The 13,692-nt window shown below is 48.3% G+C and carries 12 protein-coding genes; 8 read left to right on the forward strand and 4 right to left on the reverse strand.

Translation table 11 applies throughout. The features are described from left to right. Positions 1 to 75: 75 nt before the first annotated feature. Positions 76 to 2,454 (forward strand): phenylalanine--tRNA ligase subunit beta, encoded by a 2,379-nt coding sequence (gene pheT / locus BKE30_RS01590; protein ID WP_076876927.1) that lies wholly within the window; start codon positions 76 to 78, stop codon positions 2,452 to 2,454. Further along, entirely contained in the window at positions 2,451 to 2,750 is a 300-nt protein-coding gene (locus BKE30_RS01595) for an integration host factor subunit alpha (protein ID WP_076876928.1), read from the forward strand. Before pheT ends, BKE30_RS01595 begins: the two co-directional genes overlap by 4 nt. A gap of 231 nt (positions 2,751 to 2,981) precedes the next feature. Here the strand turns inward: BKE30_RS01595 and BKE30_RS01600 are convergent, their stop codons facing one another. From BKE30_RS01600 to trxA, 4 genes are all read right to left on the reverse strand, one after another. Further along, positions 2,982 to 3,344 carry a hypothetical protein gene (locus tag BKE30_RS01600; RefSeq protein ID WP_076876929.1) on the reverse strand — a complete coding sequence of 121 codons (363 nt, stop codon included), beginning with the start codon at positions 3,342 to 3,344 and terminating at the stop codon, positions 2,982 to 2,984. Positions 3,345 to 3,523: 179 nt separating this feature from the next. Beyond that, positions 3,524 to 4,534 (reverse strand): hypothetical protein, encoded by a 1,011-nt coding sequence (locus BKE30_RS01605; protein ID WP_076876930.1) that lies wholly within the window; start codon positions 4,532 to 4,534, stop codon positions 3,524 to 3,526. A gap of 253 nt (positions 4,535 to 4,787) precedes the next feature. Beyond that, complete coding sequence (rho, locus tag BKE30_RS01610; RefSeq protein ID WP_076876931.1) at positions 4,788 to 6,056, reverse strand: transcription termination factor Rho; 1,269 nt, start codon at positions 6,054 to 6,056, stop codon at positions 4,788 to 4,790. A gap of 524 nt (positions 6,057 to 6,580) precedes the next feature. After that, positions 6,581 to 6,907 carry a thioredoxin gene (gene trxA, locus BKE30_RS01615; RefSeq protein ID WP_143253622.1) on the reverse strand — a complete coding sequence of 109 codons (327 nt, stop codon included), beginning with the start codon at positions 6,905 to 6,907 and terminating at the stop codon, positions 6,581 to 6,583. A 282-nt stretch (positions 6,908 to 7,189) separates the two neighbouring features. On the opposite strand from trxA, the gene ppx reads away from it, so the two are divergent. The 6 genes from ppx (at position 7,190) to BKE30_RS01645 (ending at position 13,622) form a co-directional block, all read left to right on the forward strand. Then, a complete protein-coding gene (ppx, locus tag BKE30_RS01620) occupies positions 7,190 to 8,731 on the forward strand; it encodes an exopolyphosphatase (RefSeq protein ID WP_076876932.1) in 1,542 nt (513 codons plus the stop codon). A 7-nt stretch (positions 8,732 to 8,738) separates the two neighbouring features. Next, a complete protein-coding gene (locus BKE30_RS01625; protein WP_076876933.1) occupies positions 8,739 to 9,572 on the forward strand; it encodes an acetyl-CoA carboxylase carboxyltransferase subunit alpha in 834 nt (277 codons plus the stop codon). After that, entirely contained in the window at positions 9,500 to 10,870 is a 1,371-nt protein-coding gene (gene tilS, locus BKE30_RS01630; protein WP_083698388.1) for a tRNA lysidine(34) synthetase TilS, read from the forward strand. Before BKE30_RS01625 ends, tilS begins: the two co-directional genes overlap by 73 nt. Beyond that, positions 10,860 to 12,059, forward strand: a complete 1,200-nt coding sequence (locus BKE30_RS01635; RefSeq protein ID WP_076876934.1) for a serine hydrolase domain-containing protein — start codon at positions 10,860 to 10,862, stop codon at positions 12,057 to 12,059. The genes tilS and BKE30_RS01635 overlap by 11 nt, the downstream gene beginning before the upstream one ends. Positions 12,060 to 12,089: 30 nt before the next feature. Then, a complete protein-coding gene (gene proC, locus BKE30_RS01640) occupies positions 12,090 to 12,968 on the forward strand; it encodes a pyrroline-5-carboxylate reductase (RefSeq protein WP_076876976.1) in 879 nt (292 codons plus the stop codon). Positions 12,969 to 13,046: 78 nt separating this feature from the next. Further along, entirely contained in the window at positions 13,047 to 13,622 is a 576-nt protein-coding gene (locus tag BKE30_RS01645; RefSeq protein ID WP_076876935.1) for a YggT family protein, read from the forward strand. Positions 13,623 to 13,692: the final 70 nt, after the last annotated feature.

Here is a 13,692-nt window from a genome sequence, read left to right on the forward strand (position 1 = left end):
TATGCATTTTGCTTAACATGAGGGGTTTTAAGATCTCATGCAGAATTTAAGAAAAGAATTTAGGAAGTTGCGGTTATGAAAATTAGTGAAAACTGGTTGCGGTCATGGGTGAATCCTGCCGTTGACAGCGATGTATTGGCACATCAGCTCACCATGGCTGGCCTTGAAGTGGATGACAGTAGCACGGTGGCCAAGCCCTTTACTGGCGTGGTGGTGGGAGAGGTGCTGACGGTTGAGCAGCATCCGGATGCAGATCGCCTGCGTGTCACCACAGTAAATATTGGTAGTGGTGAGCCGCTACAGATTGTTTGTGGCGCACCGAATGTGGCGGTAGGCTTAAAGGTGCCTGTCGCAACGATTGGCGCAATTCTTCCTGGCGACTTTAAGATTAAAAAAGGCAAGCTGCGTGGTGTGGAATCGCATGGCATGTTGTGTGGGGCGTCGGAAATTGATCTGGAAGACAGCATTGATGGTTTATTGGTATTGCCCCAGGATGCGCCCATTGGAACAGACATTCGGGATTATTTAAAACTCGATGACCGCATTATTGAGATCAGTATTACGCCAAACCGTGGCGATTGTTTTAGCATCAAGGGAATTGCGCGTGAGCTAGGTGTAATTAATAACCTTGCAGTAACACCAGTTGATATTCAGCCTGTAGCAGCCAGCATTGCTGATAAAAAGTCTATTCAATTGCATAGTGCAGGTTGCCCTCGCTATGCCGGGCGGGTGATTAAAAATATTAATGCGCAGGCCACAACCCCACAATGGATGGCCGATGCCTTAAGCCGTTCTGGCATCCGCGTACACAGTGTGCTGGTTGATATTACCAATTATGTACTGCTGGAGCAGGGTCAGCCATTGCATGCCTTTGACCTCAATAAAATTGAAGGTGATATTCAGGTGCGGCAGGCTAGACCGCAAGAAAAGCTCACCTTGCTAAATGAGCAAGACATTGAGCTTGGCGACGATGTGCTGGTGATTAGTGATGACACGAAGGTGCTGGCCATGGCTGGCATTATGGGTGGACTGCACAGCAGTGTAACTGATGCCACCACCGATATTTTTCTGGAAAGCGCCTTCTTTGACCCACTGGCTATTGCAGGGCGTGCCCGCCGCTATGGTATGCATACCGATGCCTCACAACGTTACGAGCGTGGCGTTGATTTTGAACTGGCGATGCCTGCTATTGAGCGTGCGACCCAGCTCATTTTGCAACTGGCTGGCGGTGAAGCTGGCGAAGTGGTGCTGGTAGAGCAACCGGAAGCATTACCCAAGCGCTTGCCGATTGACCTGACCTTGACACAAATCAACCAGTTGCTGGGTTACGAGGTTGCTGCTGATTTTGTGGAACAAACCTTAAGCCGTCTGGGCATGCAAATTAGTACTCAGGGTGCTGGCTGGCTGGTTGTTCCACCATCCTATCGTTTTGATATTGCCATCAAGGAAGACCTGATTGAAGAAGTTGCCCGTATCTATGGCTATGACAATATCCAGACCAAAATGCCGGTGCTTGAGATTGACCTTAAACCTGCAAAGGATCGCTTAAGTATTCAGCAATTGCGCCAGACTCTGGTTAGCCTTGGCTATCAGGAAGCTATTAGCTTCAGCTTTGCCGATGAAAAACTGGAAAAACAGCTTAATCCTGACGTAAAGCTGCTAACGCTGGCCAATCCAATTTCCAGTGAACTAGGGGTAATGCGCAGCACTTTATTATCCAGCCTGATTCCATCGGTGCAATACAACTTAAACCGTCAGCAAAGCCGGGTGCGCCTGTTTGAAACCGGCCTGCGTTTTGATTATGAAAACGCCACGGGTATTCAGGATTTAAAACAAATTCCTACGCTGGCCCTCATTGCTACTGGCACAGCCATTCCTGAACAGTGGCATGCCAAAGCCCAGCCCATGGATTTTTATGACCTCAAGGGTGAAGTAGAGCGCATTTTAACCTGTGCCCGCCTCCAAGCGCATTTTGAACCTAGCGCAAGGGCATGGCTACATCCGGGTCAAAGTACCAATATTGTGGTGCAAGGACAAGTCATTGGGTATTTGGGCCGTTTACATCCCTCTTTGGAAGATCAGCTTGATTTAGGCAAAACCTGGGTCTGTGAAATGGATCTAGATGTGCTTTTGCAACCTTATGTATCTAATTTTACAGAATTATCACGTTTTCCTACGGTTCGACGTGATATAGCTATTTTAATCAGTGCTAATATTACTATTGACCAAATTCAGCATACGATTCAATCAGCTGCAGGAGAGTGGTTAATCCAGAGCTGGTTGTTTGATGTGTACACCGGTCAGGGCATAGAAGCAGGGCAGCGTTCACTGGCGTTTGCACTGCTGTGGCAACATCCGGAGCGTACATTGGAAGATGCTGAAATTAAGGAAGGAATGCAGCGTGTTATTGATGCGTTGCAAGATACGTATAAGGCGACTTTGAGGGCATCATGACTGCACTAACAAAAGCCGAAATGGCCGATCATTTAAGTGAAAAAACCGGTCTTAACCGCCGGGAAGCCAAACAATTGGTAGAGCTATTTTTTGAAGAAATCAGTCAGGCACTTATTGCAGGCGATCAAGTAAAGCTCTCAGGGTTTGGAAATTTTGAGCTGCGTGACAAGCGTCAGCGTCCGGGTCGCAATCCTAAGACTGGTGAGGAAATTCCTATTACAGCGCGACGTGTCGTTACTTTCCGTGCTGGGCAGAAGTTTCGCCAGCGGGTAGAGCAGGAACAATACGACGAGTAACTTGGTGCTGAGCAGTTTGTTACTGATCAGTGTAAAGGTGATGAAAGAGCAGCAGTAAGCTGCTTTTTTATTACTGATTTTTTATGGGTGATCTTGATAACTGGAATTTTATATTAACGTGTGTTGCATCTGGCAGAACTAGACAGGCTGTAAATAACCTAAGTTAAAGCTAAAACTATAAGGCAATAAAAAAGAGAGCTAAAAAGCTCTCTTTTTTGAAGCACGTAACTATTACTGAGCAGCTGGAGCTGTAGTAGTAGTGGCAGTGGCATCAGTAGTAGCTGGAGCAGCAGCAGCGTCAGCAGCAGTGTTCGCACTGTCAGCAGTGTCAGCAGCAGCGCTAGCAGCGTCGTTAGCAGCATCAGCAGCGTTGTTTGCAGCGTCAGCAGCAGCAGCGGTAGCATCAGCGGTAGCGTCAGCAGTAGTAGCAGCAGCAGCGTCGGTAGCAGCAGTAGCAGCATCAGCAGCGGCAGCAGAAGCTTGAGCAGCAGAGTCTTGGGCTTCAGCAGCGTGTTCGTCAGCTTTTTTTGAACAACCAACGAAAGCTAAAGAAGCAGCAATAGCAGCAGCGATTGCGATTTTTTTGATTTGCATGGCATCACTCTCACAAAAGAAATAAGGTTTTCGAAAACCACAAATTAATCTGTTTCTTGCTTATTGCTATCCGTTGCCTTACGGTGAGGACACAGCGCAAGGGTCAGATTAAATGGTGAAGCAATGCTAGCACTGGTCTTTAAAAAAAACTACTCCCTTTTTGATTATTTTTTTAAAAATTAATCACTTTGTTTGGCATTAATAAAGATAAGTCGGTTGACATTCTGGATTTCTGCTTCGTTTAAAGCACTCATCATTTGCAATAAAATATCTTCAAGGGCGATTTCGTGTTCAAGCGGCACAGGGCATACGCCATACTGAAGCCGGATATCTGGCTGGTGCATTTCATCTTTGATCATGCCTAATGCCTTAACCACATGTCCGGTCTGGGCGGCACTAGTGTCACATAATAGTATGGCCAGATGCTGGCGATCCAGTTGTACCAGTACATCACATTTGCGCAAACGGTGTTTATAGCCTGCAAACAGTGCACGCACAAATTCTTTTTTAGCGCGTGTGGCTGTTTCTACCCGGATCATTAATAGACTTAAGGGAATCTGGTGGCGCTGATGGTAGGGGTATAAATAAGTTAGTGCTTCAACTAGCTGTTTTTTTTGTAAAATTCCACTATTGAGGGCACCTTTTAAATCGTTGGTGCTGGTTTGCAGGTGCTGCTTGAAACAGTGCAGGTAACCCAGGGCAAAAATACTAAAGCCTGTTAAATGAACAGGCTGCAACTGACTGTTATCTAAAGTATTATAAATAAAACCTGCCATAACCGCTGCAACAATATAGCTGGCATTAACCATGGTTAGCAGCGAAAGCTTAAGATCGCTATAGGCTGCAATAACAAAAGTCATGGCCATTACCAGAATAACACTGGCCTGATTGGGCAGCAAAAACAGCAGGCTGACGGCAAAGCAATAGTCCAGAGCAATGCCCAGATAAAAAATCCGGGCGCTAGTAGGCCGAAATAGCATGGCCAGATAATTAATAATGGCCAGTATGCCATATATACCCAGTGCTACATGAATGTTCTGGTTGATAAATACGGCTGAAAAATCGGGCTGGTCATATACCTGCCAAGCCAGTATGCCAATCAGCAGCAGGCGGACAATCAGCAGCAATCCTTGAAATTGCCGACTGTGCTTTAATTCCTGCAGGGAGTGCAATGACAGTAGAGGGGACATACGTGTGGAGCCGCGTGAATAAATGAATAATCCAGTATTAAGCAATAGCCATTTGTGCCATTCATTCTGGAAAAGGCATGATAGCATGTTAGGACTATAGAGCGTTAAAACCATATTTTCGCCGCATTTATTTCAATAAAGCTCTTAATAAAAGAATCGGAGAAATACCATTGGCTTGTTTTATCGGTGCAATTTAACCCATAAAAAAAGCACTTTAATGCCAGCATTAAAGTGCTTTTCGGTTCGGTCAAACTCAGGTAGAAGACTTGCGCTTCATCTGGTCAAAAAACTCATCATTGGTTTTTGAGTCTTTCATGCGATCCAGCAGGAATTCAATCGCTGCCAGTTCATCCATTGGATGTAGCAACTTACGTAAAATCCAGACTTTACGTAGATTGTCTTCATTCATCAGACGCTCTTCACGACGCGTGCCTGATTTCTTGATATTCATGGCCGGGAATACGCGTTTTTCAGCAATACGGCGATCCAGATGGATTTCGTGATTACCCGTACCCTTAAATTCTTCGTAAATGACTTCATCCATTTTACTGCCGGTTTCAATCAGCGCAGTTGAAATAATGGTGAGAGAGCCACCTTCTTCAATATTACGGGCCGCACCAAAGAAGCGTTTTGGCCGTTCCAGTGCATGTGCATCCACACCACCGGTAAGTACTTTGCCGGATGAAGGGATCACCGTGTTATAAGCACGTGCCAGACGGGTAATGGAATCCAGCAAAATCACCACGTCTTTTTTGTGCTCAACCAGACGTTTTGCCTTTTCAATAACCATTTCAGCCACCTGAATATGGCGTGCTGGCGGTTCATCAAAGGTTGAGGCGATTACTTCACCGCGTACGGTGCGCTCCATTTCGGTGACTTCCTCAGGACGTTCGTCAATGAGCAGAACAATGAGGAATGCTTCCGGATTGTTGCGGGTAATGGACTGCGCAATACTTTGCAGCAGCATGGTTTTACCCGCTTTGGGTGGCGCCACAATAATGGAGCGCTGGCCTTTACCAATCGGCGCAATCAGGTCAACCACACGGGACGTTAAATCTTCAGTGGTGCCATTACCCAGTTCGATAATCATCTGTTCGGTTGGGAACAGCGGTGTCAGGTTTTCAAACAGAATCTTGTTACGGGAGTTTTCCGGCGTATCGTAGTTAATCTGGTTGACTTTGAGCAATGCAAAATAGCGCTCGCCTTCTTTTGGCGGACGAATAGTGCCAGTAATGGTGTCACCAGTACGCAGGTTAAAGCGGCGGATTTGCGAAGGGCTAACATAAATATCGTCTGGGCCAGCAAGATAAGAACCAGCGGCCGAACGTAAAAATCCGAAACCGTCCGATAAAATCTCTAGAACGCCATCACCAAAAATTTCTTCGCCATTCATGGCATGCCGTTTGAGAATCGCAAAAATAATATCCTGCTTGCGATTACGTGCCATGCCTTCAAGACCCATGAACTCGGCAATTTGAATGAGTTCACCAATTGGTTTTTTCTTCAGTTCAGTAAGATTCATAGAGGTTCAGATGTGAATAAAGATAGGGGATACAAACGCAGCAAAAGATTGCAAGGGTGCGCCTCGATAAGATGAAAATATACAAAAATGCATTTTTACCTGCTTTATGCTGAGCAAGTTAAAAACCACCAGTAGATAACGAAAGCGAAAAGTCGAAAGACAATTTCAGGTGCCGAACGGCTATTCTCCGAATGATAAAAATGATTCCATCATTCAAGCGGCAAGTGACTTGCCTTAATCTTCATGACACTATAAAACCCTGATCCAGCGTTTGTCAATATTTGTTCAATATGAACTTGTCGAAACTCATTAGACTTTTTGCCAACCCGCCATACTTTCCCTGTTTGTCCAGCGGATGCTGGCAGTGAAAGCACGAGTCTTGGTGTATAAGAATGTAGCTTAAACAAACTCTTAAGGATGAATACAGAAAGTGTAGTACTGGAAACAACTTGACGAGGGAAGCATGAAGCATGTGCAACAGTAAAATACCGTCCGTGAGTAGATTCAGGGACGGTAGGCAAAACCTAGATATTCTGGTCGATGAATGCAGCCAGTTTGGAGCGTGGCTGGGCACCAACTTGCTGGGCAACCGCTTGTCCATCTTTAAAAATCAGCAATGCAGGAATGTTGCGGATGTTGTACTGAACGGCTGTATCTTCACAGGAGGTCACGTCAACTTTAACAATCTTGAGCTTGCCATCATATTCGTTGGCGAGGTCTTCCAGTACAGGTGCAATGGCTTTACATGGTGCACACCAGCCAGCCCAGAAATCTACCAGTACAGGCACATCAGACTCTAAGACGTCTGCTTTAAAATCTTGGTCAGTTGTATTGACGATACCAGTCATAATTTTACTCCGGTGATATAATGGATCATGCAGCATATTATTATGCATTTGATTAAACGCATGATACCGCTAAGGTTTGTTTATTGTCAGCGACATTGGGTTTTTTGTCCAATGGATGCTTTCGATTTTATGTATCGTTTTAGGCAATCAATTGTTTTTGCCGTATTGATACCGCCAGAAGCTGCACATGATATAAACTGGATTAACATATCGCCAATACTGGCTTTTCTTTCCTAAAGGGGTGCTTTACCCTGTACGGGCTTAGGGTGGAGTAAATAAATCAATATGTCTGATTTTCTAGCAGAAGAAGAGTTACTGGCAGCCATTGATATGGGCTCAAACAGTTTCCATCTGGCTATTGCCCGTCTGGATCATGGCGAAGTGCGCAAAGTGGCGTCAATGTCGGAAAAAGTCCAGCTTGCCGCAGGGCTTGATGAAAATAATTATTTAAATGAAGCGGCCCAGCAGCGTGGACTGGAGTGCTTAAGCCGGTTTGTCGGGCGTCTTGGTTCGGTAACGCCCAACCGGCTGCGAATTGTGGCCACCAATGCATTGCGTCAAGCTGAAAACTCACAGGAGTTTATGCAGCGCGCCGCCGAAATTTTGCCAAAACCCATTGAAATTATTGCAGGCCGTGAAGAAGCCCGGCTGATCTATCTGGGCGTCTCACATACCATGGCCAATGGTGGACGCCGGCTGGTGGTGGATATTGGCGGTGGTTCGACTGAATTTATTATTGGTGAGGATTTTGAGCCGATCCATACCGAATCATTGCAAATGGGCTGCGTGGCCTATACCAAGGCATTTTTTGCCGATGGCATTATTAGTCCCAAGGCATTTGACCGGGCAGTGGCTGCAGCCAAAAAGGAAATCCGGGCCATTGCCAGTACTTATAAGGCAACTGGCTGGGATACCGTGGTGGGTTCTAGCGGAACCATCAAGGCCTGCCGTCAGGTACTGGTCAGCCTTGGCTTGAGTGATGCACAGGAAAATATTCTGTACTCCGGCTTGCAGGTACTCAAGGAGCGCCTGCTGAAGCTGGGTGATATCAGGCAGATTGATTTTGAAGGGTTGCGTGATGACCGCCGGGCCGTATTGCCGGCGGGTCTGGCTATTTTGTGGGCCATTTTTGATGTGCTTGAACTGGACAAAATGGCGTATTCCGATGGAGCCTTGCGTGAAGGGGTGATGTACGACCTGCTGGGCCGTTTTCGTCATGAAGACATCCGTGACCGCAGTGTGCAGGCCATGATGGCACGTTATCATGCTGACCAGCGGCAGGCAGAGCGGGTGGTCAGTACCGCCCGGCAATTGTTTGATCAGGTGGCGCCAACCTTGCAACTGGATGCCGACTGTGCTGATTTATTGCGTCGTGCTGCGTATTTGCATGAAATTGGGCTGGCCATTAGCCATGGGGGCTATCACCGCCATGGCGCTTATCTGTTACAGCATTCGGATATTCCCGGCTTTTCACAGGTGGATCAAAGCCGCTTGGCCCTGCTGGTTGCCAGCCATCGCCGCAAGCTTAAGGCGGAGCAAAAGGAACAGGTGCTTAAGAGTGGTGGTATGCCATTGCTGCATTTGTGCCTGTTGTTGCGGTTGGCGGTTTTATTGCACCATAGCCGCAGTGACCAGCAAGTGCCTGAGGTGCAGCTTGCCATTAAGGATAGCCAGACCTGGCAGCTTGGCATTAATGACCACGGTCAGGCCAACCTGTTATTCCTGACCGATTTGCAGGAAGAGCAGCAACAGTTTGAGCACTGGGGCATTCATCTGGAAATACTCAATACATCGGCCCAACTTCATACATCGAAGCAAGAGGGATAGCAAATTGATGAAAGTAGAGCCTACTGTCTATGCGGCCTGGAAAACGGTGCAGATTGCACGGCATCCCGAGCGGCCACAGTTTCTGGATTATGTCGGTGAACTGTTTAGCGAGTTTGATCCCCTGCATGGCGACCGCCTGTATGGTGACGATGGTGCCATGATTGGCGGACTAGCGCGCTTTGATGGCCAGCCGGTGATGGTAATGGGCCAGCATAAGGGCCGTAGTACCCGTGAGCGCCTGCAACATAATTTTGGCATGTGTAATCCGGAAGGCTATCGCAAGTCATTGCGCCTGCTTGAAATGGCCGAGCATTACGGGCTGCCGGTATTTACCTTTATTGACACCATGGGTGCTTATCCGGGGGTCGGGGCCGAAGAGCGTGGTCAGGCCGAAGCCATTGCCCGCAATCTGGCAGCTTTGTCACGCCTGAAAGTTCCAGTGATTGCCACCGTGATTGGTGAGGGTGGCTCTGGCGGTGCGCTGGCCATTGGGGTAGCAGACCGGGTAATTATGCTGTCGCACAGTATTTATTCAGTCATTTCACCGGAAGGCTGTGCGGCCATTTTGTGGAAAACCAATGAAAAAGCCGCACAGGCCAGTGAAGCCATGGCCATTACCGCCGATCGCCTATATGGCATGGGTATTATCGAGCATGTTATTGATGAAGGCGAAGGTGCCCATTTACAGCCGCTGGTGGTGATGGAGCGGCTGCATCAGGTGTTACGCGATTCGCTGGATGAGTTGTCATTAATGGAGAGTGAAGCGCGATGCCAGGCACGCTATCAACGTCTGATGCGTTTTGGCAGCAGCCAGTTACAAAACAGCTCCAGCAACAGCTAAGCCAGTTTGATCCACAGCAACAGTTTTTAGTGGCGTGCAGTGGTGGCCGTGATTCCTTAAGTCTGGCCTGTGCGCTGCATTTGCTGTGTCCGGGTCGGGTCCGTGTTGCTCATATCAATCATCAGCTACAGGCACCCGCTACCCAATGGGCCAACTGGCTGGCAGCACAATGCCAGCAATGGCAGATACCCTGCACGGTGCAGGCTGTTGCAGTCGCGCCCGGTAATATTGAGGCGCAAGCCCGCAAGGCGCGCTATCAGGCTTTGTTTCATCTGCTGCAAAATGACGAGATACTGGTGCTGGGTCACCACCAGCAGGATCAGGCAGAAACCATATTTTTGCGCTTAATGTCGGGCAGCGGGGTAAAAGGCCTGTCTGCCATGCAGGTGTTGGAACATCGCAAAACCAAATGGTTATGGCGGCCATTGCTGGATTGTTCTCGCCAGCAAATTACCGAACTGGCGGCATTAATTTGCCCGGATTATATTGATGATCCGGCCAATCAACAGGCCAATTTTGACCGGGTGTTTTTGCGTCAGCAGGTCTGGCCACTGCTAAAAACCCGCTGGCCTGCAATGGATAGCACACTAAACCGCACTGCCTTGCTGATGCAGGATAGTCATGAGATTTTACAGGAAGTGCTGGCGCAGGACTGGTTGCAGTGTGGCGACCAAAATGCGCTGGACATTCAACAAGTTAAATTATTGGGCCAGCCACGGCAGCGGTTATTATTATCGCGCTGGATGCAGGGCGCTGAGCAGTATGCACCAGCCTTTCATCTGGTTGAGCAGGTGCGGCAAACCCTACTGGATGCCCGTCAGGATGCAACGCCCAGAATTGAATGGCAGGGCTGGCAATTCCGGCGTTACCAGCATCAGGTGTACCGCCTGCCACAGCAACTGGAAAAGGCACAGGATATGCAGATTTTCTGGCCGCCTGAGCAAATACTTGAATTGCCTACCGGCCAGTGGCAATGGCAACCACAAAAATCTGGTTTTGCTAGCCAGCTAATGACGCAGCCATTGGTATTGCAGGCCCGTCGCGGTGGTGAGGTCATGCATGTGCAGGGGCGAGCAGGACACTGGCCGCTAAAAAAATGTTTGCAGGAAGCAAAAATCCCACCATGGCAGCGTGAACAGGTGCATCTTTTGTACGCTGGCGCGCAGCTTCTGGGTGTGTTTACTGCACAGGGTTTCTGGTGCAACCAGATGCAGGATTTGGTACAGGATGGCTGGCTGCCGTGTTTGGTTTCTTCAACACTTAATTTTAAAAAGGCTACCCAACAACATGAAATATAAAATGGATTCAGGTGAACTGGACAAACGCCTAAAGCAGTTCATTCCGTATTTGAGCAATCAGGTGCAGTATGCCCAGCGGGTACTGGGTTCGCAGCGCATTCAGCCGATTACTCAAAGCAACTGGTATCAGCCGCGGGAAATTGTACTGGGAAATCCGGCAGACCAGCCTGCATTTTTGCCTCTTACCGACCAGTTTCCGCTGTCAGGGCAAGGCTGGCAGGCCATTGACCAGTACTTGTTAAAACACCAAACCCGTGCTTTTTTGGTGTTATGGAAAGGCCAGCTGGTGCATCAGTTTTATCATCAGTTTAAGCCGCACTATCAGTTTAATTCGATGTCAATGCTTAAAACACTGGTGGCACTAATGGTAGGCATTGCCATTGATCAGGGCCTGATTGCGGATGTTCACGTAAAAGCTGCTGAGTTTTTGCCGGAATGGCAGCATGATCAGCGCCGTGAAATTAGCATTGAGCATTTGCTGAGCATGCAGTCGGGATTAAAAAGTGATGTCAAGGTCGATGCCAAAACCTGGGTATTGCCGATTATTCCGTTGTATCTGGGTGATGAAATCGAGCGGACTGCACTGGCTTTGCCTGCGGTAGCCCCACCGGGACGTTATTTTGAATATAATAATTACAATACCCAGTTGCTGGGGATTATCTTGCAACGGGCCTCGGGCTTAAGCGCAGCTCAATTTCTCAGCAAGTATGTGTGGCAGCCATTACACTGTCACTCAGGATTTTTATGGTTGGATAAACCCAACGGTCAGGCGCGCACCTTTGGGGCTTTTTTTGCGCAGGCAGAGGACTGGTTGCGGGTTGGCCAGTTGTTTGTCAACCGGGGTCGTTTTCAGGGCCAGCAAATTGTGTCGGAACAATGGCTGGATGAAATGCAGGTTCCGCGTAATACACCTGCACGTGGTGTGATGGATGGGCGTGCCGATTATGGCTACCAGTTATGGCTCAAGGCGCATGACTATGGCCTGATCCGTGGCATTCCGTGGTATGAAGCTACGCATGCCACCACGGCATTTGCTGATGATGAACTGTTTTATTTTGAAGGCTTGCGTGGCCAGTGTTTATTCATTCATCCACGCCATGACCTGGTGGTGTTGCGGATGGGTGAGCGGCCCAAAAAAGACTGGGATATGAGCTGGATGATTAACCAGCTATGTCAGGCCTTACCTTAATTTTAGTGATTGAATATGAAAGAGGCAGCTATGCACGCAGTAACATCCGGACAAGCACCTGAACAAGCCCATGAAACGGTAAGCCATAAAATTGCTTTTATTGGTGGTGGTAACATGGCACAGGCGCTGATTGGCGGCTTGCTGGCCCAGCAGTTTAAGGCGGCAGACATTACCGTGTCAGAGCCAGTAGAAGCCCTGCACGACACCTTGCGCGAGCTGGGCGTCAAGGTCACCACGGATAACCAGCAGGCAGTCCATGATGCTCGGGTGGTGGTGCTGGCAGTCAAGCCGCAGGTAATGGCTTTAGTGCTGGAACCCTTGCGTGACCAATTTAAGAATCAGTTAATTATTTCAATTGCAGCGGGTGTTACTATTTCCACGCTGTCACGCCTGCTAGGTAACTATCCGCGTATTGTACGGGCCATGCCCAATACGCCCGCCCTGATTCAGACCGGGGCAAGCGGTTTGTATGCTACGGCAGCGGTGGAAACGGCAGACCGTGCTTTGGCTACCACTGTATTGCAGGCCGCTGGTCTGGTACTGTGGGTAGAACAGGAACAGCAACTGGATGCAGTCACGGCGGTTTCGGGTTCTGGGCCTGCTTACTTTTTTTACCTGATGGAAGCCATGATTCAGGCTGGGCAGGATATGGGCTTGACGGAAGCACAATCCAAGGCACTTACCCTGCAAACTGCACTGGGCGCTGCTAAAATGGCCGTGAACAGTCCGCATTCACCAGCTCAGTTGCGCAAAAACGTTACCTCACCCAATGGCACCACGCAAGCGGCAATAGAAGCCATGGATGCCACCCAAGTGAATGTTCATATTCAACAGGCCTTGCAGGCTGCTGCCACGCGCAGTGCAGAATTGGCAATTGCGCTGGAACACAGTAGCGCCACTGTAAAGTAGTGATGAAAAAATTGTGTTGCCTCAACGCTACACTGGGTCAAAGACGCGTTAGTTAAATTTTAAATCTGGAACACATGCATGGAACCTCTTTCTTCGGTTTTGTTTAATCTTGTGATTAACATTGCAACACTGTTGATTTTTTTACGTTTTATCATGCAATTGGCCGCAGTGGATTATTTTAATCCCGTGGTGCAGGCTACCATTAAGGCAACGCCTATGGTGGACATGTTTAGCCGGATTCTGCCAACGGTGGCCAATGGTCGCCTTAATCTGGCGGCACTGGTACTACTGGTATTGCTTAAGCTACTGGATTTAATGGGAAATGCCTACCTCAATGGATTGCCAGCGCCATTGCCGGTCGAGTTGTTAATGGCAACCTTTTTATCGCTGATTCAGGGCTTATTGCGTTTTTGTCGTTATATTATTTTTGGTTCCATTATTTTAAGCTGGGTGACAGTCTTTACCAATGCACGCTCGCCATTTATTGATGTAATCTGGCAACTGGCCGAACCATTGCTGGCGCCGTTTCGCCGTATTTTGCCCAACACCGGTCCGCTGGACTTCTCACCCATTGTGGCCTTGCTGGCTATTTATATTGCCGAGCAACTGATGGCGCAGGCTGCGATGGTGCTGCTGGCATCAATTGGTTATTAATGCCAAGGCCAACAGGGGATTTTGCAGGTTTCTGGTAAAAAGTGTGTAGGCAGGCAAATAAAAAAGCATA

This window comes from Alkanindiges hydrocarboniclasticus (assembly GCF_001982605.1).
Lineage (GTDB): Bacteria > Pseudomonadota > Gammaproteobacteria > Pseudomonadales > Moraxellaceae > Alkanindiges > Alkanindiges hydrocarboniclasticus.